This is a genomic window from Acidovorax sp. KNOB132, assembly GCF_057541515.1.
This window is the reverse complement of record NZ_BAAJYT010000020.1, coordinates 1-21,866: the sequence shown is the minus strand read 5'-3', so window position 1 is coordinate 21,866 and position 21,866 is coordinate 1. Positions and strand designations below refer to the sequence as shown.

The following is a 21,866-nucleotide window of genomic DNA, read 5'->3' as shown; positions in this document are numbered from 1 at the left end:
CCCGGGGCTCGCGCTGGCAGCAGCCAAGGGGCGGGCAGAGGGAGGTAATGCATGATCTCGTCGCACGAAAAACCACAAAAGGTGACGCACAAGGGCTTACGCCACGCCTACGCTGGGCTGAAGACCGAAGATTTTTTCATGCACATCGATGCCCTTGGCGGATGGCCGCTGGACTACCCCTACGTCGGTTTCGCGCATTCCGATGAACGCGAGGCCGCCTTCACCATGGAACCCACGCACAACGGCTGGTGGACAACGCTCTACCACCGCGACGACTATCTGATGTGGAAGCTGAGCCCTGCGGCATGGGGGCGAATCTTCGATGGTGTGCGCGAAGATTTGATGGGTCGGATGAGGCATCAAAAACCATTGGCAAAAGGCCCTCAAGTTCAAGGTTGGGGAAGGGGTGTAACGCCCCTGTCTAGCGCTTTTTCCGCTGCCGCAAAGGAGCAGCAATGACCGCTGACACCACACTGGCGCCCTGCCCGGCCGAGCGTGAGCAGTTCGAGGCATGGGCGCGTACCGAGGAGCCAGCAATACGGCTGGAACGCAGTGGCGACGGATACCGGCATTTCCTGGCACGCGAGTGGTGGGGCGCTTGGCATGCGTCGCGCCGCGCCCAGGCCGCACCACAGGGGCCGGCACTGGTGCCGCTGACGGCAGAGAAGATCGCAGAAATCTGGGTTGAGCACGGCCTGGACGATTGCGATCCCGAGGGCTTCGCGCGACGCATCGAGGCCGCCCACGGCATCACCGGAGCCCGCAATGACAAGGCCCGATAACTGCCCGGTGGGCAACGAGCCTTGCCAGTCCATGTGCGATGAGCCGTGCAGCTGGCAAGGCTCCACGCGCAGCGCGTTGCTCGCGGAACATGAGGAGGCTCTGGCCTTCCTTGCCGGCCTACACCCGTGCCTGACCATTGACGGCCCGCCCATGGCTGTGGCCGAACGCATCTTCGAGTCCGTGATGGCTGAGCGCCAGGGCCTGCTGGATGAGATAGCCAACCAAGAGCGCAACCTGGAATGGATGCGCCAACACCTTGCAAAGGCCAAGCATGGCAAGCCGACGTAGCCGCGAGCGCAGCACCCTGCTGTATGGCGACCCCGCCCACGAGCTGAACGGGCCGGCGTACCAAACTGGGCGCCCATGCATCACGGCGGGCTGCGACAGGCCTGCCGGAACCTGGTGGTCCCCGAACTGGTGTCAGGCATGCAACGCCGCCCGGCTCGCGCGATTGGAGAAGTCCATGGACTTCGCGATTCGCGGGCGGAGACGGCGCAAGTAGGCCCCACCCCACAACCCCTGCCCCGCCACCGTGCGGGGTTTGTCATTTCTGGAGGGTCTCCCGTGCCCGACTGGAACGCGGCCGACAAGGCCTACCAACTCCACCACGCCAGCTGCCGGGCATGCATCGGGGCTGGCGCCAACCCAAACGCCCAGCAGCGCTGCCCAGAAGGCCTCGCGCTGTGGGACGCATACATCAACGCGGGCGATCCGCCCCACTTCGCCTGGCTGGCCAGGGAAAGGAAACTGCATGAGCGACACACCCGACAAACACAACCAGGTCGCGGTCACAGCCGCGGTCCGTGAAGCCATCGTGCGGCAGGTGGCCACCCTGAACGGCACGGCCCGCGAATGGCTGATCGCCGCCGGCTGGACGCCGCCCACCGAACAGCCAGCACCATCACCCGAGCGAGCCACCGCAGACCGGGGCGTCACGCTGGAGAGCGCCCCAATCGGGACAAGAGCACCCTCAAGAGAGGGCGGCGCTTGGTGCAAGACCGCCAGGGGCTGGAAGTGGAACGGCCCAGCCGGCAACGGCAGCACGCTCCCGAGACCGGGGCCAGATTGGGACGGACGCCTGCTGGTGCCAGTGGGCCACTTGGCGCGCCAGCCATCTCTTGATCCAGTCGGCAAGCGGCAGGGCAAGCCGAAGCCCCAGGGGCCAAACCAGCAGATGCCCCATTCCAAAGCGGTGGATCTCATCAACGGCGCATCTTGGGCCCGCTCTCTCAGTATCCATACCCTGGATGCGCTGGAGCTGGTCCGGGAGGTCGAGCGTTACTACGGACGCACGGAAGGAGGATCAACATGACGACAGAAAAGCTCTTCCTAGATGACGAAGAACTTGCCCAACTCACCGCGCGCCGCATGAAATCGAAGCAGGTGGAATGGCTGCGCACAGCGGGGATACCATTCCGTGTGAGTGCTACTGGACACCCGGTGGTCACACGCGCGGCCATTGAAGGCCGCATCCCTGAACCTGAAACCCGGCGCAGCACATGGACGCCGCGTGTCGTTGGAGCGCACTGATGGGCCGCAAACCGACTCGATGGTCGAATCTGCCGGTAGGCATGCGCGCCCGCGAGCGCGGAAAAAAGGTGCACTACTACCTCGACACCGGCGGCAAGCCGAGACGCGAAATCCCGCTGGGCTCCGACTACGTTCTCGCAGTGGCCAAGTGGGCAGAGCTGACAATCAAGACCACGCCTGAGGACGGGGTGCTGACGATGCCCTACCTCGTCCAGAGGTACTTCGCCGAGGTCGTGCCCAACAAAGCCGCTGCAACCCAGACGAGCGACAAGCAAGAAAAGGGGTGGGTCCTAAAATTCTTCGGCGATCCGCCGGCGCCACTAGAAAGCGTGGAGCCCCAGCACATCCGACAATACATGCGCTGGCGTGCAGCAGAGGCGCGTGCTGCTGCAGTCGAAAAGCAGCGCACTCGCAAGAGCAGCGGGTCCACCAGTGAGATCCCAGCGGCCTTTGGGCAGGTCCGCGCCAACCGATCGAAGGCCCTCCTGTCGCACATGTGGAACTGGGCCCGGGGCGAAGGCATCACTGCTTTGCCCAACCCTTGCGCAGGCATCCACCGGTTCAAGGAGGCGGGCCGGCAAACAGCCCCCGACACCGACATGGTGGCGCGCGTCATGGCCGTGGCGGACAAACCGCTGCAGTTCGCGATGCGCCTGGCCGAATTGATCGGCCAGCGCCCAGCCGACGTGCGCAAAATCACAGAATCCGACATTCGGGATGGCATCCTGCACGTCCGTCAAGGGAAAACCGCCGCTCGACTCCGGATCGAAATTGTTGGGGAGCTGGCGGTATTGATCGAAGAGATCCGAGCCTACAAGCGCTCATTCGAGGTGCACGCCATGTCGCTACTGGTCAACGAGACAGGTCAGCCACTGCGGGCTGACGCGATGCGCTACCGGTTTGACCAAGCCCGAGAAAGAGCAGGGATCGCGAAGAGTGAGTTCCAGTTCCGGGATTTCCGCGCCAAGGCCGCCACGGAAGCGGACGATGCCGATGGCACCCGGGTTGCGCAGGCACTGCTGGGCCACACGACGGAAGCAATGACCGCCGAGTACATCCGCCACAAAATCGGGAAGAAAGTTAGGCCGCTGCGTTGATCATTTTGCGGAACAGTGCCTATATTTGCGGAAGTTTCACTATACTTTTTATAGCACGAAGCCCGCTTGAGCCATGGTAGGGCGTGAGGGACTTGAACCCGCGACCAAAGGATTATGAGTCCTCTGCTCTAACCAACTGAGCTAACGCCCCCCGCGCCAATTGTATGTGCTTACTTGCGGTAACTCAGCGCGTTGGAAACCAGCTTGGACGTGATGTCCACGATCTGGATCATCCTGTCGTACGGCATTCGGGTGGGGCCGATGACCCCCAGTGTGCCTACGACTTGCCCGTCTATTTCATATGGAGAGGTGACTACCGAAAGCTCCTCAAAAGGGACGATCTGGCTCTCTCCCCCAATGAAGATGCGTACGCCATCTGCACGGTTGGAAACATCGAGCAAACGCAGGATCTGCGTCTTCTGTTCGAACAGGTCGAAAGCACGCCGCAGGTTGCCCATGTCGTTGGAAAAATCACTCACTGCCAGCAGGTTGCGCTCGCCGGAAATCACCACATTGTCCTGAGACTCCGCCATCGCTTCGGACCCGACGTTGACAGCCGCCTGCATCAGCGAGCCGATTTCCTCCCGCAGCTGATCCACCTCCGTCTTCAAGCGCTCGCGCACCTGCTCCATGTCCATTCCGGAATAGTGGCTGTTCAGGAAATTGGCCGCCTCCACGAGATGCGATTGCGAGTAGTCCACATCGGTGAAGATCACGCGGTTCTGCACGTCTCCTTCAGGAGAGACGATGATGACCAGAAGCCGCTTTTCGGACAATCTCAAGAATTCGATGTGCCTAAACACCGAGGCACGTCGGGGCGCCATGACAACGCCCACGAACTGGGACAGGCTGGACAACAAATGCGCCGCGTTGGCAATCACCTTTTGCGGCTGCTCTGCAGCCAGTTGCGGCGAATACAGCTGTTCGCGCTGCACTGTCAACATGGTGTCAACGAACAGGCGATACCCTTTGGCCGTCGGAATTCGGCCGGCAGACGTGTGCGGGCTTGCGATCAGTCCGATCTCTTCGAGATCGGCCATCACGTTACGGATGGTGGCGGGAGAGAGGTCGAGACCGGACGCGCGCGACAGCGTACGCGAACCCACGGGTTGGCCATCGGCTATGTAGCGCTCTACGAGCGCCTTCAGCAACAACTTGGCACGGTCATCAAGCATTGAATCATTTTAATGATCTAATTTCCCAATGAAGCTCAGGTTCACACGGGTCGCACTCTTCGGCAAGTACCAGCCGCTCACTTCCAGCGTTATTTCTGACAGTTCGCGCAATGCCGTACAAGAGGTTGCCCAGTTCCTCAGAAATGAAGGCTGTGAACCCATTCTGGAACAGGAAACGGCGAACAACACCGGCATTTCTGACTATCCTGCGATGCCGGTGGAACAGATCGGCAAGGAGTGCGATCTGGGGATGGTGATCGGGGGAGACGGCACGATGCTGGGCATCGGTAGGCAATTGGCCCCCTACAAAATTCCGCTGATCGGCATCAATCAGGGAAGGCTGGGCTTCATCACCGATATCCCTTTGGACGAGCACGCTTCAGCACTGAGGCCGATGCTCCATGGCGAGTACGAAGAAGACGCCAGGCCCCTCATGCATGCCTGCGTGATGCGTCAGGACGAATGCGTATTTGAAGCCCTGGCGCTCAACGACGTCGTCGTCAATCGTGGATCCACTTCCGGCATGGTCGAATTGCGGGTGGAAGTGGGTGGGCATTTCGTCTCGAACCAAAGGGCAGACGGGCTGATCATCGCTTCGCCCACTGGGTCCACGGCCTATGCGCTCTCCGCGGGAGGCCCAATGCTGCACCCTGCAATTCCTGGTTGGGTGATGGTCCCCATCGCACCCCATACGCTGTCCAATCGACCCATCGTGCTGCCGGATTCGACGGACATTGCGGTGGAAGTCGTAGGGGGCCGGGACGTCAGCGCCAATTTCGACATGCAGTCGCTGGCATCGCTCCAGCATGGCGATCGGATTGTGGTTCGGCGGTCGGAGCACTGCGTGCGCTTCTTGCACCCTCGAGGCTGGAACTACTTTGCTACGTTGCGCAAAAAATTGCGCTGGAATGAAGGGGGCTCATAGATGGCGCTCAAACGGATCGCATTGCGCGATTTCGTCATAGTGGATGTCCTGGACCTGGATCTTCACAAAGGATTTACGGTGCTGACCGGAGAAACGGGTGCAGGCAAATCCATCCTGATCGATGCCTTGCAAATGCTGCTGGGCGGCCGCGCCGATGCCGGGGTGATTCGCGAGGGAACCGAGCGTACGGACATCTGCGCTGAATTCGATTGCCCACCCAGTTTGTCTGCATGGCTTGATGAAGCAGGCATACCGCAGGAGGAAAGCCTGCTGCTTCGCCGAACCATCGATCGGCAAGGAAAAAGCCGTGCGTGGATGAACGGCATTCCAGCAACCGCTACCCAAATGCGGACCGTGGGGGCGCATCTCCTCGATATCCATGGCCAGCACGCATGGCAGAGCTTGACGCGCCAGGATGCCGTTCGCAGCCTGTTGGATGCCTATGGCGGCATCAGCACCGCGGCGCTGGAGCCGCTTTGGACTCGCTGGCGTGACGACCGCAAAGCGGTAGTGCAAGCAGAAGCGGCCAGACATACCCTGCAACAGGAGCGGGAACGACTGCAGTGGCAGATCAGTGAAGTCGAAAAGCTGGGCCCGGCATCCAGCGAGTGGGAAGAACTCAACACCCAGCACAGCCGCCTTTCTCACGCCCAAGCCTTGCTGGACAGCGCGCAAACGGCCCTGTCCGCGCTGGAGGATGAAGAGTCCGGTGCACAGACTCAGTTGAGCCGCGCCTGCCATCTGCTGCAGGAGCAGCAAACCCTTGATCCCGAATTCAAGGCGATGGGAGAGGTGCTTCAGTCGTGCATGGACCAAGCGGCCGATGTGGCTCACTCCTTGCAAAGCTATCTCCGGCACACGGAACTCGATCCCGAGCGACTTGAACAGTTGGATTCACGCCTGTCGCTGTGGATTTCGTTGTCACGCAAATACAAGCGGACGCCATCGGAGTTGCCGGCACTGCTGGAGGGATGGAAAGCGGAACTCTCCAAACTGGAGACGGCAGCAGACCTGGAAGCGCTCAATGCGGCCGAACAGGCCAGTGGTACAGCCTATCGCAAGGCGGCGCAGGCTGTGTCCCGGCAGCGGACAACCGCAGCACCAAGGCTTGCCCAATCAATCACACAAGCCATGCAGGGCCTGGGCATGGTGGGCGGGCGGTTTGAGGTGCTTTTGGAACCGACACCGGAACCCGGCATTCAAGGTCTCGACAGTGTTTCTTTTCTGGTCGCAGGGCATCCTGGCGCCACGCCCCGGCCTGTTGGCAAAGTCGCTTCGGGGGGGGAGCTGTCTCGCATATCGTTGGCCATTTCCGTGACGACAAGCCAGTTGGGCGAGGCCCCTACCCTGATTTTTGACGAGGTGGACTCAGGCGTCGGAGGCTCCGTCGCCGAGACGGTGGGTCGGCTGATGCAGCAGTTGGGACGCGATCGACAGGTGCTGGCCGTTACCCATCTTCCGCAGGTGGCAGCCTGTGCAGATCACCATCTGATCGTGGCAAAAACCAGTCAGGATCAGCACACCATCAGTCAGGTGACCGTGGCGAAGGGAGAAAAACGCGTGATCGAAATGGCTCGGATGTTAGGAGGGGAACGCCAGTCAAAGGCGACCATGGCGCACGCACGCGAAATGCTCAGCAGCAACCAACCTGCACAGATCAAGGCATGACGAAATGACGCTAGAGGTCGTATTGATCACAGGCATGGCGGGTTCCGGCAAATCCGTTGCCTTGCATGCATTGGAAGACGCAGGCTACTACTGCGTAGACAACCTGCCACCGGAATTGTTGGCCGCCTTCGTGGCGCTGGAGCATCAGCACCATGGCAACCGGATTGCCATCGCAATGGATGTTCGGAGCGCCACCGCGTTACCGCTGGTTCCGCAGGAACTGAAACGCCTGCGCGGCGAGGGCGTGGTCGTCCATTCGCTGTTTCTGGATGCCACCACCGACACATTGATCCGGCGATTTTCGGAAACGCGCCGACGCCACCCCCTCTCCAGAGACGAATGGACGGAAGGCCAACGCGCATTGCTGCAAACCATCGAACTGGAACGTGAACTGCTGGCCGAGTTGCGTGAGCAGTCCCATGTCATCGACACGAGCGCCATTCGAGCAGCGCAATTGCAGGGTTACGTCAAAAGCCTGATGCCCGCCCTGCCCGGGCAATTGACGCTGGTCTTCCAATCATTTGCATTCAAACGCGGGGTGCCTGTCGATGCGGATTACGTCTTCGACGTGCGCATGCTGCCCAATCCCCACTATGAGCCCGCGTTAAAGGCATTGACAGGCAAAGACCAGCCTGTCATTGACTATTTGCAGCACCAGACTGATGTGAAACTGATGCAGGAGCACATCGCGCAATTCCTTTCTCACTGGCTGGAGCCTTTGGCGCAGAATCACCGAAGCTACGTGACCGTGGCCATTGGCTGCACGGGGGGGCAACACCGCTCGGTTTATTTGGTGGAGCGCCTAGCGGTGCACTTCAGCCAGCGTTGGACCACCCTGCGGCGGCATCGTGAGCTGGACGGCCTGTGACTTTCACGTCTCGCCACAGAGTGGCGAGACGTGAAAAAAATCAGGATAGGTTCAGCAGCAATTTTCGGATGGGCGTTGGCATACCCAAGCGGTCCCAGTCGGAAGCACCGAACCAGGCACCGTCCACCGGAAGGCCCCAATCCGCCTGCCACGGGATTCGCACGGGATGGAGGTGCAGATCCCGATGGGTCAGGACATGAAGAAAGCCCTCCAAATCCTGAAGCGGCGCAGGCCGTGATGCCAATGACGCTTGCAGTGCTGCGCGCTCCTCGAACACCGGCAGGCAATGCAGACCTGCCCAAATGCCGCTCGAGGGACGCGGCTGGAGCAAGACGCGCCCATTGCCGTCCTGCAGCAGCATCAGCCACCACGACTCCGCACGACGCGACAATTTGCGGGTCCGCACGGGATAGCGTTCGGGGTCTCCGTCGCGGCGGGCTTTGCACTGCCGGTTCAAAGGGCAGACCATGCAGGTCGGCTTCTTTGGCGTGCACACCGTCGCCCCGAGATCCATCAGACCCTGGGTATAGCGCGGCATCGCATGCTGCAGATCACTGACTGGCAGCAAGGCACAGGCCTGATCCCAAAGAAGACGTTCATTCTTGGCGATTGCCAAATCGGCCGTGAAGCCAAGCACTCGCGTCAGCACCCGGCGAACATTTGCATCCAATATGGGAACACGCTCGGAAAAGCAGAAGGCGGTTATCGCACCTGCCGTCGAGCGGCCGATTCCCGGCAACTGTGCCAATACCTCGGCGGTCCGGGGAAACTCGCCCCCGTGCAAATCCACGACTTTCTGAGCACAGCGGTGCAGATTTCGTGCACGACTGTAGTAGCCCAACCCGCTCCATAAAGCAAGCACCTCGCCCTCCGTTGCCGCTGCGAGCGACTGCACATCCGGAAATCGAGCCAGAAAGCGTTCGTAATAGCCCAAGACGGTGACGACCTGGGTTTGCTGCAACATGATTTCCGACAGCCACACCCGATAAGGATCACGTGTTTGCTGCCATGGCAAATGGTTGCGGCCATGCACCGCCTGCCACCGAACCACATCGGTGGCAATTTCCGGGATGTCGCTCATGCCAGGGCCGTTTGCGGGCTGACCTGGGGCGGCTCGGCGCGCGGGACGGCTGCGAGCTGCTCCGTCATCTCATTCAAGCGCGCCTCCATCTGCCCCAACTCCTGCTCGGCCATTTCAATCTCTGCAATGCGCTCGACCAAACCGCTTGCTGCGTGCTGAATGCGGTCCACCGCTTCGATGCGACGCGCAAAGCTGCGTTTGCGCTCTCTTAGTTGGGCATCCAGTTGCGCTGTTGCGGATTTGCTCCACAGCTCCAAATCGTTGGCAACCGACTCGAACACCGTGCGAAGCCGCATGCCGAGCGCACGGACCAATCGCTGCGCGAACTCAGGCTGCGCCAGTTTGAGGGCATTGCCCACGCCCAGGTACTGCAAATGCCGCTGCTCAATTTGCGCGATTTCCTGCAGGAAGGGCTCCAGTTGCGGAGTCGGAGGCACTTGGAGTGAAAAGCCAAAGTCCGTGTTGAGCTGTCGGAATGTACCGCCCAACATGGCATGGATTTCAGTGCCCGAAGATTGCGCCTTGTCCACGATGGCCTGCAGCCGCTGGAAGGTCTCCGCATAGATTTTGCGCACGCCCAGCTTCAGTCCCTTTTGCTGCAATGCGTCTGTGAGCAGCGCCAGCTCAGCCTTCAGTGAACGGGCTCCGAGCTCATGGAAGATATCGCGCAGCAATTTGAGATGGACTGCACGCACCGCCTGAATCTTCGCGGTGCTCATCTCAAACTCCCGCTGCTCCTGCTCGATCCGAGTGCGCATGGAATCGATGACGGAAGCATTCTTTCCCCGCAAGCTCCGTAACTCCAGCATCTGGTCATCGAGATCGCGCCGGCGGATGTTGATCACGCGGGAGGTTTCCGACCGCAGGCCGGCAATGCCCGCTGCAACGGCAGAGCGGAGAATGGACTGGCGCTTGCCCATCACCCCTTGTGCCAGCGCTTCTTCCAAAAGAGGCAAGCCGCTGCGCTCCAGCAACAGGTCATCGCACTGGATTTTGGCGATCAATCCTTTCTGGGCTGAAACCAGCATGACGTGCTCTTGCGAGATACCCAGCATCTCAGCAGAGGTCAGGCGCTGGCGCTCCAGTTGTTCTTGAACCTGCTCAGGCGAGTTCAGGGTGTCCCACAGTGTGTCGATCTTGTTGAGGACCACCAAGCGGGCATCCGCATTTTCAGACGGGGCTGCAAGATGTTCCCGCCAGATCGAGAGATCGGACCGCGTGACCCCGGTGTCCGCCCCCAGGATGAAGACCACCGCATGCGCCTGCGGAATCAGATTGATGGTGAGTTCAGGCTCCGCACCCACCGCGTTCAGTCCGGGCGTATCCAGAATGACCAGGCCCTGCTTGAGCAGCGGATGGGGAATATTGATGAGGGCATGGCGCCACATCGGAACTTCCACCAGGCCGCTGGCGTCCGGCACCGGGTTTTCTTCCGGCAGGTCGTCGTGCCAGAAGCCCAGCGCTCGCGCTCGTCCAAGCTGACGCGCCGGACCTCGGCCACCTTCTCGAGCGAGCGGGCCATCTGCCCCGCATCATGGACATCCAAGGGAATCTGCACCCAGCGTTCGGGTTTCAGGCGCCACTCGGCCAGTCCCTGCACCTGCAGCCGGGTGTCGATGGGAAGCAGGCGCAGGCTCACAGGCACGCCGGGGTCGTAGCCCAATTCCGTCGGGCACATCGTCGTTCGCCCCGCGCTGGCCGGCATGATCCGGCGGCCATAGTCGGCAAAGAAGATGGCGTTGATCAGTTCGGACTTGCCCCGGGAAAACTCCGCGACGAAAGCCACCATGACTTTGTCGCTGCGCACTTGGCCCTCCAGTCGCTGGAGCTTCTCGCCAACGGCCGCATCCATGAGGGAATGCGACGCCATCCAGTCGGCCAACTGCTTAAGTTGAAGTGCGAATGCCCGGCGCCATGCGCCGTGCTGGTCGAACTGTTCGTTAAAAGAGGGTCCCACTTTGCTCCCGAGTGTCGCTGCGCCCGCACGTGCAGGAGCCTTCGCAAAATATAGCACCCCACGAACTTCTTGAAGGCTCGAAACGGCGTGGTGCCACCCCTCTTAACCCTATGCCTTCTGGCAACGGATGCAATAGTAGGTGCTGCGCTGACCTTGCCGGATCATTCGCACCGGAGACCCGCAGGCCCGGCACGCCTCGTTGTGCCGTCCATAGACATGCGCCTCCAGCTGGAAATGGCCCTCACTGCCGTCCGCGCTGGCAAAGTCCCGCAGCGTGCTGCCCCCCCGCTCCACCGCGCGCGCCAGCACCTCGCGAATGGCTGCGTGCAGGCGACGAACCCGCGCCAAGCCGATGGTCGATGACTTCACTGTCGGGCGGATACCCGCCAGGAACAGCACTTCCGACGCGTAGATGTTTCCGACCCCCACCACCACTTTGCCGCTGAGCAAGACCTGCTTCACAGCGCCCGGCTCGCACGCAAACCGGCAAAGAGACCAGCGACGGTGAACAGATCGGAAAGGGGTTCCACCCCCAGTGAACCCAACAGCTTCTTCGCTTCTTCGGCGCCCTCGTCTTGCGCCCAAACCACTGCGCCGAATCTTCGAGGATCCCGCAGGCGCAGGGTCCCCAAGGTCGTTTCCATTTCAAAATGGTCGTGTGGACCACGCGCTTCCAGCGCTTGCCCCAGACGCAGGCTCCCCGACATGCCGAGATGGATCAGGAGAAGCCCTCCGTCCAGGTCAAGGAGCAAATACTTGCCCCGGCGCCGCACTGCCGTGATGGTGCGGCCAATCAACCCCTCGGGCGGGCAACCAAGTGGCCACCTCAATGGTTTGCCCACCGTGGCCGACTGGATTACCGCGCCGGAAATCCCCTTCGCGATGCTGAGTCGCGTTACTTCCACTTCCGGCAACTCAGGCATGCCTGCACGCTCCACAAAGACGTTGAACCATGGATTATTATGGGTCGATGGCGCAATCACATCGACTCTGGACCATCACCCTGGCATGCGCCATGGTGACGGGAACTCTTTCTGCACAGGCGCAAAATTCGCCAGCACCGACATCGCAAGCCGGGCTTCGAGCGTCTCAGGAGACTTCCAGCGATGCAGCCGCCGCGCTCGATGCAGAACTGTTCTATGAAATCCTGCTAGGAGAGATCAGCACCACGGGGGGCGATCCCGGCACCGGTTATTCGCTCATGCTGGAAGCAGCCCGCCGTAGCGGCGATGGCCAGCTTTATCGGCGGGCCGTCGAAATTGCCCTGCAATCGCGCTCGGCTGAATATGCGCTGGCGGCAGCGAGGGCGTGGAAAAGTGCACAGCCTCAGTCGCGCGAGGCCAACCGGTACGTATTGCAGATCCTCATTGCGCTCAATCGCATCGAGGAGACATCCGACCTCCTCAAGCAGGAATTGGATCAATCGCCTGCGAATGACAGGGCCATGACGCTCCAGGCCATTCCGCAGTTGTACGGGCGGGCCAGCGACAAGACCATGGCCGCCAAGGTCGTCGAGCAGGCGCTGGCAGATCAGCTCAGCAACCCGGCATCCGGCCCCTCCGCGTGGATCACCATCGGCCGAATGCGCCTGGCCGCGGGCGACAAGAAGGGTGGATTGGAAGCCGCACGCCAGGCCCAGACCATGGATGCGCCAGCCGAAGGCGTCGCCTTGCTGGCGCTGCAACTGCTGGAAGCCGGCGAACCAGAGGCAGAGCCATTGGTTGCCCGCTATCTGGCCGGGACGCCCAAGCCGGAAATCCGCATGGTGTACGTTCGCACCCTGCTGGACTCACAGCGCTATGCGGAAGCCTCCAAACAGGCGGATCTGCTGACCCAGAGCACGCCCGACATGGCAGAAGCCTGGCTGGTCAAAGCCAGCCTGCACTTGCAGGCCAACCGCCTCGATGAGGCGTATGCGTCCCTGACGCAGTTTCAGAAACTCCTGGAGGCACTGCCTGCGGGCGATCCGCGCCGAAGTGCGATGACGCAGGCATTCCTGCTGCAAGCCCAGATCGCAGAAAAGCGGGGCAACTTGGTGGAAGCGGAGGCCTGGCTGGGCCGGATCGAGAACTCCGCTGAAATGCTGACGGTGCAAAGCCGCAAGGCGTCCCTGCTGGCTCGCCAGGGCAAGCTGCCCGAAGCCCTTGCGCTCATTCGCGCGTTGCCTGCGAAGACGCCCCAGGAAGAGCGAATGAAATTGCTCGCCGAGGTCCAGCTGCTGCGCGATGCACAGAAATACCGGGAAGCCTATGAAGCCCAAGCCAAGGCCGTCGCCTTGGCTCCGCAAGACAACGAACTCGTCTACGACCAAGCCATGCTGGCCGAAAAGGCGGGCCTGTTGGACGACATGGAAAAATTGCTGCGGCAGATCATTGCCCGCCAGCCCGACTACCACCATGCCTACAACGCCCTGGGATACTCGTTCGCGGAACGTGACATCCGACTGCCGGAAGCCAAGCAGCTGATTGCAAAAGCGCTGGAATACGCGCCCGGTGACCCGTTCATCATGGACAGCCTTGGCTGGGTCGAGTTTCGGCTCGGCAATCGGAAAGAAGCCGCGCGCTTGCTCGGCGATGCATTCAAGGCACAGCCCGATCCGGAAATCGCGGCCCATCTGGGCGAAGTGCTGTGGTCGCTCGGAGAGCGTGATCGCGCGACGTCTGTCTGGAAAGAAGGCCTGCGGCTGAACAAGAACAACGACACCCTGCGCCAGACTTTGAAGCGCCTCGGAGCCAACCCTTGATGCGGCGCGCCGCGATCAATGGCCGCTACCGCGCAAATGCCAAAAGCACCTGGCCCGCTTGGAGCGCTTGGCTGGCAACGCTGACCTTTTTGCTCCTCGCGGGTTGTGCGCAGCACGCCCGGATGGTCACGCAGGACGCAGCGCCCAGCGATGCGTGGAGCGGCCGGCTGTCGCTGCAAGTGGATGATCCCGCCGCACAACCGTTGAACGCGGCATTCGAATTGCGAGGCGCCCCTGAACGAGGAGAACTGACGCTTCTCAACCCCTTCGGCAATGTGATGGCCAAGCTGGCTTGGTCGCCCGGACTGGCCACACTGACCAACGGATCGGAAACGCGACGATCCAACTCGCTGGACGCGCTGGTCCTGCAGCTGACAGGCAGCACGGTGCCGGTGTCCGCCTTGTTCGGCTGGCTCAAACGCGAACCCATCGCGGTCGATGGCTGGGAGGCAGAACTCGACGGAATGGACCGCGGCAGGCTCGTCGCTCACCGTCGCAGCCCCTTGCCGCACGCCACACTGCGCATTGCCCTGGACCGCTGACACACATGCGGTCTTTGCACGATGTGCCGGCGCCGGCCAAGCTCAACCTCTTTCTGCATATCACGGGGCGACGCGCCGACGGCTACCACCTGCTGCAGTCGGTGTTCATGCTGATCGATTGGTGTGACACGCTCCATTTCGAACTGCGTCAGGACGGCGCAATCACCCGGGAGGACCTGTCGGAGGCGCTGCCTTCCCAAGACCTTTGCGTGCGCGCAGCCTCGGCTTTGCAGCTTGCCACTGGATGCACGCTGGGCGCGCACATCGGCATCGAAAAGCGGATTCCAGCGCAGGCGGGCATGGGGGGCGGCTCGTCCGATGCGGCCTCGACCCTGCTGGCCCTCAACCGATTGTGGAACCTGCAACTGACGCGTGGGGAACTGGAGCGCATCGGACTGTCGCTGGGCGCCGACGTGCCATTTTTTTTTACGCGGCCATAACGCTTGGGTGGAAGGAATTGGTGAGACAATACGCCCGCTTGAGAAAGCGCATGCACTGCCAAGAACACAATTCCTGGTGGTCAAACCAGAAGCGGGATTGGATACGAAATCGATTTTTTCGCACCCTTTCTTAAAACGCGATTCTGGCTGTGCTACAATCTTAGGCTTTGCTGCAGCACACTACCAATTTGGAAGTAACGATCTGCAGCCGGTTGCTCAGGCACTGTGCCCCGAGATCGGTCAAGCCCTTCAGTGGCTGGAATCGAAAGGGTTGCAAGGTCGAATGACTGGCTCGGGAAGTGCGGTGTTTGCGCAGATGCCACAGGCAGTGAACTTGCAAGACGCGCCCGGCGCGTGGCAAGTGAAGGCATGTGAAAATTTGATGATTCATCCTCTGGCAGGATGGACTTCAGATCAGGATTTCGGTTGATTACTTTCAGTGATCGACCTGTGTAGGGGAGTCGCCAAGCTGGTTAAGGCACCGGATTTTGATTCCGGCATGCGAAGGTTCGAATCCTTCTTCCCCTGCCAAATACTTTCGCACACGGGCTTTTTTTTTAGACTGCTGGGTCGCTCATGCAAGCCAATCACCCCGACTTCATGGTTTTCACCGGCAACGCCAATCCTGGGATGGCGGCGGATATTGCCCGGCACCTCGGCACCACGCTGGGTGCAGTGGACGTAGGCCGTTTCTCCGACGGCGAAGTCACTGTCGAAATCAAGCAGAACGTCCGTGCCCGCGATGTGTTCGTCGTGCAGTCGACCTGCGCGCCGACCAACGAAAACCTCATGGAACTGCTGATCATGGTCGATGCGCTCAAGCGCGCTTCGGCCGAACGCATCAGCGCGGTGATCCCCTACTTCGGCTATGCCCGCCAGGACCGCCGTCCGCGCTCCAGCCGCGTGCCGATCTCCGCCAAGGTGGTGGCCAACATGCTGCAGGCCGTGGGCGTGGCCCGCGTGCTGACGATGGATCTGCATGCAGACCAGATCCAGGGCTTCTTCGACATCCCCGTGGACAACATCTATGCCTCGCCCGTGCTGCTGGGCGACCTGCGCCAGAAACAATATGACGACCTGATCGTCGTGTCGCCCGATGTGGGCGGCGTGGTGCGCGCACGGGCCCTGGCCAAGCAGTTGAACTGCGATCTGGCCATCATCGACAAGCGCCGCCCGAAGGCCAACGTATCGGAAGTGATGCACGTGATCGGCGAGATCGACGGCCGCAATTGCGTGATCATGGACGACATGATCGACACCGCCGGCACGCTCGTGAAGGCCGCCGAAGTGCTCAAGGAACGTGGCGCCAAAAAGGTGTACGCCTATTGCACGCACCCCATCTTCTCGGGCCCGGCCATCGAGCGCATCGCCAAGGGCTCCGCACTCGACGAAGTGGTCGTGACCAACACCATCCCCTTGAGCGAAGCCGCCAAGGGATGCACCAAGATTCGCCAGCTCTCCGTGGCACCGCTGATCGCAGAAACGATCCAGCGCATCGCCAAGGGAGAGTCGGTGATGAGTCTGTTCTCGGACCAGGACAACCTTTTCTGATGACGTCCGCCCTCGGGGCGGAAGGGATGGCAGACCTCCTTCGGGAGGTTTGTTCGTTCGGGAACACAAGCAGGTCCGCTGCCAGGTGGCACGGGTCTTTTTCAACAGGGCCGAGCTGGTCGCGGCCGGCCCTCACAGGAGCTAACCATGAACTTCGTCGCTTTTGAGCGCGCCAAGCAAGGTACGGGTGCGAGCCGCCGTCTGCGCAACACGGGCAAGACGCCCGGCATCGTCTACGGCGGTGCCGCCGAGCCCCAACTGATCGAGATCGACCACAACGCGCTGTGGCACGCCCTCAAGAAGGAAGCCTTCCACTCCAGCGTGCTGGACATGGAAGTGGCCGGCACCACCTCCAAGGTGCTGCTGCGTGACGTGCAATACCACCCCTACAAGCAACTCGTGCTGCACATCGACTTTCAGCGCGTGGATGCCAAGACCAAGCTGCACATGAAGGTGCCACTGCACTACAGCGGCGCTGAAGAATCCGACGCCGTGAAGGTGGACAAGTGCCTGGTCAACCCCGTCGTGAACGAACTCGACGTGTCGTGCATGCCTTCGGACCTGCCCGAATTCATCGCCGTGGACCTGACCAAGCTGAAGAAGGGTGCATCGCTGCACCTGAAGGACATCAAGCTGCCCCGCGGCGTGAGCGCCGTGATCCGTGGCGGCCAGAACAACCCCGTTCTGGTGTCCGTGACCAACCCCGTGGTCGAAGTGGAAGCACCTGCTGCCGACGCAGCACCTGCCGCCGACGCCAAGGGCGGCAAGGGCAAGAAGAAGTAATCATCTCCCCAACTGTCGCCGTCCCGGCGGCAGGCGGAGGACAACCTCCTGGCGGGCCGCTGCGGCGGCACCGCTCCGAACGGCCCACCTGCGTGGGCCGTTTTTCTTGGGCACACACGGATAATCGCGGACACCATGATCAAACTGTTTGTGGGCCTGGGCAACCCAGGGCCCGACTACGACGCCACCCGCCACAACGCCGGATTCTGGTGGATCGATGCACTGGCCCGCGAACTGAAAACCACGCTGGTGCCGGACCGCAACTACCACGGCCTTGTCGCCCGCACGAACGTGCATGGGCAGAGCGTCTGGCTGCTGGAGCCCCAGACCTTCATGAATCTCTCGGGCAAATCGGTGGCGGCGCTGGCGCGGTTCTTCAAGATCCAGCCCGACGAAATCCTGGTGGCGCACGATGAACTCGACATCGCCCCGGGCCATGTGAAGCTCAAGCGCGGCGGCAGCCATGCCGGCCACAACGGGCTGCGCGACATCCATGCGCAACTGGGATCGGCGGATTACTGGCGCCTGCGCATCGGGATCGGACACCCGGGCATCAAGGCGGAAGTGGCCAACTGGGTGCTCAAGAAGCCATCGCCCGACCAACGCACCCTGATCGAAGACAGCATTGCCCATTCGTTGAAGGCGCACCCGGCGATGCTGGCGGGCGACATGGAAAAGGCCACGCTGCTGGTGCACACGACCAAGCCCCCGCGCCCCAAGCCGCCACGGCCTGACGGCGTTTAACTGCTATTTTGAGAGCTGCCCGCGCAATACCTTCTTGCGTGGGAGACGGAACCGCCTGGATCAGGACGCCGTGCCCTGGGCCGCCGCGGCTTGCAGGCGCTCGTACTTCTGGAACAGGGTTTCGCGGCTTTCCACGTGCTGCGGGCTGACCGGAATGCAGGCCACGGGGCAGATCTGCACGCACTGCGGCTCATCGAAATGGCCCACGCACTCGGTGCACTTAGCCGGGTCGATTTCATAGATGGCCTCGCCCAGATAGATGGCCTGGTTGGGGCACTCGGGCTCGCACACGTCGCAGTTGATGCACTCGTCGGTGATCATCAAAGCCATGGCGATCTCCTGGCACAGGCCTGGGGCGCGCGAAAGGCCGCAAGGGCACGGAGGGCGGACGTCATGCCGGGATTATCCCCGCCCCGGCAAGTCCCTGGCGCAGGCGGGGCGGTCTGCCCCCCTGCCCCATCCCTGCCCCGTCCCCGCGCGCACTGCGCCGTGCCCATCCGGCCCCGCGCCGCAACGGGTACCGGTGCACCGCACGCGCCCCGCCTCCGACCGCCGCACGGTGTTTGCCGCTATGCTGCACCCACACCGCCCTGCCCCTTTCGGCAGCCCGGACGCCTTGCGGCACCCTTCCGATCCATCCCATGGGACCCTTCCTCCTCAAACGGCTGCTCACGCTCATCGCCACGCTGGCCGGGGCGTCGGTGGTCGTGTTCGTGGTGCTGGAGATCCTGCCCGGCAATGCGGCGCAGATGCTGATGGGACCGGATGCCTCGCCCGAGGCCGTGGCCGCCCTGGCGACGAAGCTGGGGCTGGACCAGCCCGCGCTGCAGCGCTACGGCCACTGGGTGAGCGGGCTGCTCACGGGCCAGCTGGGCGACAGCTACGCCTACGGCACTCCGGTGAGGGACCTGGTTCTGGAGCGGCTGGCGCTCACCGTGCCGCTGGCGCTGATGGCCATGGCGATCACCACCGTGCTGGCGCTGCTGGCGGGCGTGTACGCGGCATCGCGCCACAACCGCTGGGGCGACGTGGGCGTGATGGGGCTGGCGCAGATCGGCATCGCCATTCCGAATTTCTGGTTCGCCATCCTGCTGATCCTGCTGTTCTCGGTGAAGCTGCAGTGGTTCTCGGCGGGCGGCTTTCCGGGCTGGACCGAGGACAGCGGCGGCAGCCCGCTTGAGGCGCTGAAGGCGCTGCTGCTGCCCGCGATCTCGCTGGCCGTGGTGCAGGCGGCGATCCTGGCGCGCATCACCCGCTCGTCGGTGCTGGAGGTGCTGCGCGAGGACTTCGTGCGCACGGCCCGTGCCAAGGGCCTGTCGCGCCGCGCGGCGCTCTGGGGCCACGTGCTGCGCAACGCGATGATTCCCGTGGTGACGGTGATGGGCCTGCAGTTCGCCAACCTGCTGGCCGGCACCATCGTGGTGGAGAACGTGTTCTACCTGCCGGGCCTGGGGCGCTTGATTTTCCAGTCGATCGCCAACCGTGACCTGATCGTGGTGCGCAACTGCGTGATGCTGCTGGCGGCCATGGTGATCGTGGTGAACTTCGTGGTGGACCTGCTGTATGCCGCCATCGACCCGCGCGTGAAAGCGAGCGACCTGTGATGCCCCCGTCCCCCGCCACGCCCTCCCAGCCCGTCCCGGCAGCGGGGGGCCGCGCCGTCCGGCCTGCGCCGCGCGCTGCGCCACCGCAGCTTCGCCATCGGCGCGGTGCTGTCGCTGCTGCTGGTGCTGGCGGCGCTGGTGTCCTTCGTGTGGACGCCCGGCTCGCCCTACGACATGGACATGGAGGCCAAGCTGTTGCCCCCCTCGGCCGCGCACTGGCTGGGCACCGATGCGTTCGGGCGCGACGTGGCCTCGCTGCTGCTGGTGGGGGCGCGCAATTCCATCCTGGTGGGGGTGATCGCGGTGGGCATCGGCCTGTCCATCGGCACGGCGCTCGGGCTGCTGGCGGCGGCGCGGCGCGGCTGGGTGGAAGAACTCATCATGCGGATGGCGGACTTCACCTTCGCGTTCCCGGCGATTCTTTCGGCCATCATGCTCACCGCCGTGTTCGGGGCGGGCGTGGTCAATTCGATCATCGCCATCGGCATCTTCAACATTCCCACCTTCGCCCGGGTCACGCGCGCCTCGGCCAATGCCGTGTGGTCGCGCGAATTCATCCTGGCGGCACGCGCCTGCGGCAAGGGCCCGTGGCGCATCACGCGCGAGCACGTGCTGCCCAACATCGCGGCGGCGCTGATCGTGCAGGCCACGATCCAGTTCGCGCTGGCCATCCTGGCCGAGGCCGCGCTGTCGTACCTGGGCCTGGGCACGCAGCCGCCGCAACCGTCCTGGGGCCGCATGTTGAGCGAGGCGCAGACGCTGATGTTCCAGGCGCCGCTGCTGGCCGTGTGGCCCGGCGTGGCGATCGCGCTGGCGGTGCTGGGGCTGAACCTGCTGGGCGACGGCCTGCGCGACCTGCTCGACCCGCGCCTGTCGCGCCAGCGCTGACGCCATGGCCCCCCACGCCCCGCCCGCTATGCCCTTGCTCGAAGTCTCCGACCTGCATGTGCGGCTGCACACGCACCGCGGCCCGGCCGATGCCGTGCGGGGCGTGGGCTTCACGCTCGAACGCGGCGAGACGCTGGGCCTGATCGGCGAGTCGGGCTGCGGCAAGTCGCTCACCGCCATGGCGCTGATGGGCCTGCTGCCGGACCGCGCCACCACACGCGGTAGCATCCGCTTCGACGGCACCGAGCTGCTGGGCCAGGACGAGGCGGCGCTGTGCCGCATCCGCGGGCGCCGCATCGGCATGGTCTTCCAGGAGCCCATGACGGCGCTCAACCCGGTGCACACCATCGGCCGGCAGGTGGCCGAGCCGCTTCGGCGGCACCTGGGCCTGCCGGCGGCCGCGGCGCGCGCACAGGCCGTGGCGCTGCTGGACCGCGTGGGCATTGCCCGCGCGGCGCAGCGCTTCGATGCGTTCCCGCACCAGTTCTCGGGCGGGCAGCGCCAGCGCATCACCATCGCGATGGCGCTGGCCTGCGGGCCGGACCTGCTGATCGCCGACGAACCCACCACCGCGCTGGACGTGACGGTGCAGCAGCAGATCCTGGGGCTGATCGGCGAACTGGTGGCCGAGCGCGGCATGGCGCTGATCCTGATCTCGCACGACCTGGGCGTGATCGCGCAGAACGTGGACCGCATGCTGGTGATGTACGGCGGCACGGTCGTCGAGCGCGGCCCCACGGCGGCAGTGTTCTCGGCCATGGCCCACCCTTACACGCGGGGGGCTGTTCGCGGCCCGCCCGCGGCTCGACGCGGCTGCGTCGGGAAGGGACGCCCACGGTGCGCGCGTGCGCCTGCCCACCATCGCCGGCACGGTGCCGGAACTGGTGGACCTGCCGCCCGGCTGCCCGTTCGCGGGCCGCTGCGGCTTCACGGTGCCCGCGTGCTACCCGGCCCTGCCGGCGCCCGTGCCGCTGGGCGACGGCCATTCGGCCCGCTGCGTTCGCCTGGACGCGGTGGCAGCGGCGGCGCAGGAGGGCCGGGCATGACCTGGGATGGCACTATCAAAAACATAGCAACCACGGCAATCAGTACTAGGGCACAAGACCGATTCGACCCCAAAGAGCCCCCGCTGCTGCAGGCCAACGGCCTGGTGCGCGAATACGCCCTGCCGCGCGAGCGCCTGTGGTCGCCGCCGCCCACGGTGCGGGCGCTGGACGGGGTGAGCCTGTCCATCGCCCCCGGCCGCAGCCTGGGCGTGGTGGGCGAATCCGGCTCGGGCAAATCGACGCTGGCGCGGCTGGTGATGGCGCTCGATGCGCCCACCGCCGGCAGCGTGCACCTGCTGGGCCGCGACCTGCACGCGCTGCCGGCGGCCGAACTGCGGGCCGCGCGGCGCGACTTCCAGATGGTGTTCCAGGACCCCTACGGCTCGCTCGATCCGCGCCAGACGGTGGCGCGCATCGTGGCCGAGCCGCTGCAGGCGCTGC

Annotated in this window: 20 protein-coding genes, 2 tRNA genes and 4 pseudogenes; 20 read left to right on the top strand and 6 right to left on the bottom strand. The window is 63.3% G+C overall.

The features are described 5' to 3' along the window. Positions 1-51: 51 nt before the first annotated feature. From AC27IO_RS05565 to AC27IO_RS05540, 6 genes are all read left to right on the top strand, one after another. The gene (locus AC27IO_RS05565) at positions 52-459 is read left to right on the top strand and encodes a hypothetical protein (RefSeq protein WP_498737743.1); all 408 of its coding nucleotides are present in this window, start codon (positions 52-54) and stop codon (positions 457-459) included. After that, on the top strand, positions 456-782 hold the full coding sequence (locus AC27IO_RS05560) for a phiTE_015 family protein (RefSeq protein ID WP_498737741.1): 327 nt from the start codon (positions 456-458) through the stop codon (positions 780-782). Before AC27IO_RS05565 ends, AC27IO_RS05560 begins: the two co-directional genes overlap by 4 nt. Positions 783-813: 31 nt before the next feature. After that, positions 814-1,071, top strand: a complete 258-nt coding sequence (locus AC27IO_RS05555; RefSeq protein ID WP_498737739.1) for a hypothetical protein — start codon at positions 814-816, stop codon at positions 1,069-1,071. 463 nt (positions 1,072-1,534) lie between these two features. Continuing rightward, positions 1,535-2,095 carry a hypothetical protein gene (locus AC27IO_RS05550; RefSeq protein ID WP_498737737.1) on the top strand — a complete coding sequence of 187 codons (561 nt, stop codon included), beginning with the start codon at positions 1,535-1,537 and terminating at the stop codon, positions 2,093-2,095. Then, the gene (locus tag AC27IO_RS05545) at positions 2,092-2,313 is read left to right on the top strand and encodes a DUF4224 domain-containing protein (RefSeq protein ID WP_498737735.1); all 222 of its coding nucleotides are present in this window, start codon (positions 2,092-2,094) and stop codon (positions 2,311-2,313) included. The genes AC27IO_RS05550 and AC27IO_RS05545 overlap by 4 nt, the downstream gene beginning before the upstream one ends. Next, complete coding sequence (locus AC27IO_RS05540; RefSeq protein ID WP_498737733.1) at positions 2,313-3,410, top strand: tyrosine-type recombinase/integrase; 1,098 nt, start codon at positions 2,313-2,315, stop codon at positions 3,408-3,410. The genes AC27IO_RS05545 and AC27IO_RS05540 overlap by 1 nt, the downstream gene beginning before the upstream one ends. A 74-nt stretch (positions 3,411-3,484) precedes the next feature. Here AC27IO_RS05540 and AC27IO_RS05535 read toward each other — a convergent pair. Both AC27IO_RS05535 and hrcA read right to left on the bottom strand, forming a co-directional pair. Then, positions 3,485-3,561 (bottom strand) — tRNA-Ile (locus AC27IO_RS05535). A 19-nt stretch (positions 3,562-3,580) separates the two neighbouring features. Beyond that, positions 3,581-4,585 (bottom strand): heat-inducible transcriptional repressor HrcA, encoded by a 1,005-nt coding sequence (gene hrcA / locus AC27IO_RS05530; RefSeq protein ID WP_284402300.1) that lies wholly within the window; start codon positions 4,583-4,585, stop codon positions 3,581-3,583. Positions 4,586-4,613: 28 nt separating this feature from the next. Between hrcA and AC27IO_RS05525 the strand changes: the two genes are divergently transcribed. From AC27IO_RS05525 to rapZ, 3 genes are read left to right on the top strand one after another with little or no spacing between them, the layout of a single operon-like run. After that, positions 4,614-5,510 carry an NAD kinase gene (locus AC27IO_RS05525; protein WP_498737731.1) on the top strand — a complete coding sequence of 299 codons (897 nt, stop codon included), beginning with the start codon at positions 4,614-4,616 and terminating at the stop codon, positions 5,508-5,510. Beyond that, positions 5,511-7,178 (top strand): DNA repair protein RecN, encoded by a 1,668-nt coding sequence (gene recN, locus AC27IO_RS05520; RefSeq protein ID WP_498737730.1) that lies wholly within the window; start codon positions 5,511-5,513, stop codon positions 7,176-7,178. Between the two features lie 4 nt (positions 7,179-7,182). Next, the gene (gene rapZ / locus AC27IO_RS05515) at positions 7,183-8,046 is read left to right on the top strand and encodes an RNase adapter RapZ (protein ID WP_498737728.1); all 864 of its coding nucleotides are present in this window, start codon (positions 7,183-7,185) and stop codon (positions 8,044-8,046) included. Positions 8,047-8,086: 40 nt separating this feature from the next. Here rapZ and mutY read toward each other — a convergent pair whose 3' ends face one another. From mutY to mutM, 3 genes and pseudogenes are all read right to left on the bottom strand, one after another. After that, the gene (gene mutY / locus AC27IO_RS05510) at positions 8,087-9,127 is read right to left on the bottom strand and encodes an A/G-specific adenine glycosylase (protein ID WP_284429211.1); all 1,041 of its coding nucleotides are present in this window, start codon (positions 9,125-9,127) and stop codon (positions 8,087-8,089) included. Then, a pseudogene (locus AC27IO_RS05505) lies at positions 9,124-11,084 on the bottom strand (dynamin family protein). The gene mutY and the pseudogene AC27IO_RS05505 overlap by 4 nt, the downstream one beginning before the upstream one ends. A gap of 108 nt (positions 11,085-11,192) precedes the next feature. Beyond that, a pseudogene (mutM, locus tag AC27IO_RS05500) lies at positions 11,193-12,007 on the bottom strand (bifunctional DNA-formamidopyrimidine glycosylase/DNA-(apurinic or apyrimidinic site) lyase). A gap of 29 nt (positions 12,008-12,036) precedes the next feature. On the opposite strand from mutM, the gene AC27IO_RS05495 reads away from it, so the two are divergent. From AC27IO_RS05495 to pth, 7 genes and pseudogenes are all read left to right on the top strand, one after another. Further along, positions 12,037-13,827, top strand: coding sequence for a tetratricopeptide repeat protein (locus tag AC27IO_RS05495; RefSeq protein WP_498737726.1), 1,791 nt, complete (start codon positions 12,037-12,039; stop codon positions 13,825-13,827). Then, entirely contained in the window at positions 13,827-14,369 is a 543-nt protein-coding gene (locus AC27IO_RS05490; RefSeq protein WP_498737797.1) for a lipoprotein insertase outer membrane protein LolB, read from the top strand. Before AC27IO_RS05495 ends, AC27IO_RS05490 begins: the two co-directional genes overlap by 1 nt. Positions 14,370-14,374: 5 nt before the next feature. After that, positions 14,375-15,239, top strand: a pseudogene (ispE, locus tag AC27IO_RS05485) (4-(cytidine 5'-diphospho)-2-C-methyl-D-erythritol kinase). Between the two features lie 24 nt (positions 15,240-15,263). Next, positions 15,264-15,340 (top strand) — tRNA-Gln (locus AC27IO_RS05480). A gap of 45 nt (positions 15,341-15,385) precedes the next feature. Further along, positions 15,386-16,360 carry a ribose-phosphate pyrophosphokinase gene (locus AC27IO_RS05475; protein WP_272548852.1) on the top strand — a complete coding sequence of 325 codons (975 nt, stop codon included), beginning with the start codon at positions 15,386-15,388 and terminating at the stop codon, positions 16,358-16,360. Between the two features lie 147 nt (positions 16,361-16,507). After that, positions 16,508-17,143 carry a 50S ribosomal protein L25/general stress protein Ctc gene (locus tag AC27IO_RS05470; protein WP_272564888.1) on the top strand — a complete coding sequence of 212 codons (636 nt, stop codon included), beginning with the start codon at positions 16,508-16,510 and terminating at the stop codon, positions 17,141-17,143. A gap of 135 nt (positions 17,144-17,278) precedes the next feature. Beyond that, complete coding sequence (gene pth / locus AC27IO_RS05465) at positions 17,279-17,887, top strand: aminoacyl-tRNA hydrolase (protein ID WP_284424693.1); 609 nt, start codon at positions 17,279-17,281, stop codon at positions 17,885-17,887. A 60-nt stretch (positions 17,888-17,947) separates the two neighbouring features. Here pth and AC27IO_RS05460 read toward each other — a convergent pair whose 3' ends face one another. Continuing rightward, entirely contained in the window at positions 17,948-18,217 is a 270-nt protein-coding gene (locus AC27IO_RS05460) for a YfhL family 4Fe-4S dicluster ferredoxin (protein WP_498737722.1), read from the bottom strand. 311 nt (positions 18,218-18,528) lie between these two features. On the opposite strand from AC27IO_RS05460, the gene AC27IO_RS05455 reads away from it, so the two are divergent. The 4 genes and pseudogenes from AC27IO_RS05455 to AC27IO_RS05440 all read left to right on the top strand — a co-directional run. Then, positions 18,529-19,491 carry an ABC transporter permease gene (locus AC27IO_RS05455; protein WP_498737720.1) on the top strand — a complete coding sequence of 321 codons (963 nt, stop codon included), beginning with the start codon at positions 18,529-18,531 and terminating at the stop codon, positions 19,489-19,491. Positions 19,492-19,554: 63 nt separating this feature from the next. Then, complete coding sequence (locus AC27IO_RS05450) at positions 19,555-20,379, top strand: ABC transporter permease (RefSeq protein WP_498737795.1); 825 nt, start codon at positions 19,555-19,557, stop codon at positions 20,377-20,379. A gap of 28 nt (positions 20,380-20,407) precedes the next feature. Then, a pseudogene (locus AC27IO_RS05445) lies at positions 20,408-21,425 on the top strand (ABC transporter ATP-binding protein). Continuing rightward, the coding region (locus AC27IO_RS05440) for an ATP-binding cassette domain-containing protein (protein WP_498737719.1) at positions 21,422-21,866 on the top strand (445 nt) is incomplete at its 3' end. The pseudogene AC27IO_RS05445 and the gene AC27IO_RS05440, both read left to right, overlap by 4 nt.

Excerpts from the sequence above, each read along its gene's own strand:
- AC27IO_RS05565 (WP_498737743.1), top strand. The coding sequence starts at position 52 with ATGATCTCGTCGCACGAAAAACCACAAAAGGTGACGCACAAGGGCTTA.
- AC27IO_RS05560 (WP_498737741.1), top strand. The coding sequence starts at position 456 with ATGACCGCTGACACCACACTGGCGCCCTGCCCGGCCGAGCGTGAGCAG.
- AC27IO_RS05555 (WP_498737739.1), top strand. The coding sequence starts at position 814 with ATGTGCGATGAGCCGTGCAGCTGGCAAGGCTCCACGCGCAGCGCGTTG.
- AC27IO_RS05550 (WP_498737737.1), top strand. The coding sequence starts at position 1,535 with ATGAGCGACACACCCGACAAACACAACCAGGTCGCGGTCACAGCCGCG.
- AC27IO_RS05545 (WP_498737735.1), top strand. The coding sequence starts at position 2,092 with ATGACGACAGAAAAGCTCTTCCTAGATGACGAAGAACTTGCCCAACTC.
- AC27IO_RS05540 (WP_498737733.1), top strand. The coding sequence starts at position 2,313 with ATGGGCCGCAAACCGACTCGATGGTCGAATCTGCCGGTAGGCATGCGC.
- hrcA (WP_284402300.1), bottom strand. The coding sequence starts at position 4,585 with ATGCTTGATGACCGTGCCAAGTTGTTGCTGAAGGCGCTCGTAGAGCGC.
- AC27IO_RS05525 (WP_498737731.1), top strand. The coding sequence starts at position 4,614 with ATGAAGCTCAGGTTCACACGGGTCGCACTCTTCGGCAAGTACCAGCCG.
- recN (WP_498737730.1), top strand. The coding sequence starts at position 5,511 with ATGGCGCTCAAACGGATCGCATTGCGCGATTTCGTCATAGTGGATGTC.
- rapZ (WP_498737728.1), top strand. The coding sequence starts at position 7,183 with ATGACGCTAGAGGTCGTATTGATCACAGGCATGGCGGGTTCCGGCAAA.
- mutY (WP_284429211.1), bottom strand. The coding sequence starts at position 9,127 with ATGAGCGACATCCCGGAAATTGCCACCGATGTGGTTCGGTGGCAGGCG.
- AC27IO_RS05495 (WP_498737726.1), top strand. The coding sequence starts at position 12,037 with ATGGATTATTATGGGTCGATGGCGCAATCACATCGACTCTGGACCATC.
- AC27IO_RS05490 (WP_498737797.1), top strand. The coding sequence starts at position 13,827 with ATGCGGCGCGCCGCGATCAATGGCCGCTACCGCGCAAATGCCAAAAGC.
- AC27IO_RS05475 (WP_272548852.1), top strand. The coding sequence starts at position 15,386 with ATGCAAGCCAATCACCCCGACTTCATGGTTTTCACCGGCAACGCCAAT.
- AC27IO_RS05470 (WP_272564888.1), top strand. The coding sequence starts at position 16,508 with ATGAACTTCGTCGCTTTTGAGCGCGCCAAGCAAGGTACGGGTGCGAGC.
- pth (WP_284424693.1), top strand. The coding sequence starts at position 17,279 with ATGATCAAACTGTTTGTGGGCCTGGGCAACCCAGGGCCCGACTACGAC.
- AC27IO_RS05460 (WP_498737722.1), bottom strand. The coding sequence starts at position 18,217 with ATGGCTTTGATGATCACCGACGAGTGCATCAACTGCGACGTGTGCGAG.
- AC27IO_RS05455 (WP_498737720.1), top strand. The coding sequence starts at position 18,529 with ATGGGACCCTTCCTCCTCAAACGGCTGCTCACGCTCATCGCCACGCTG.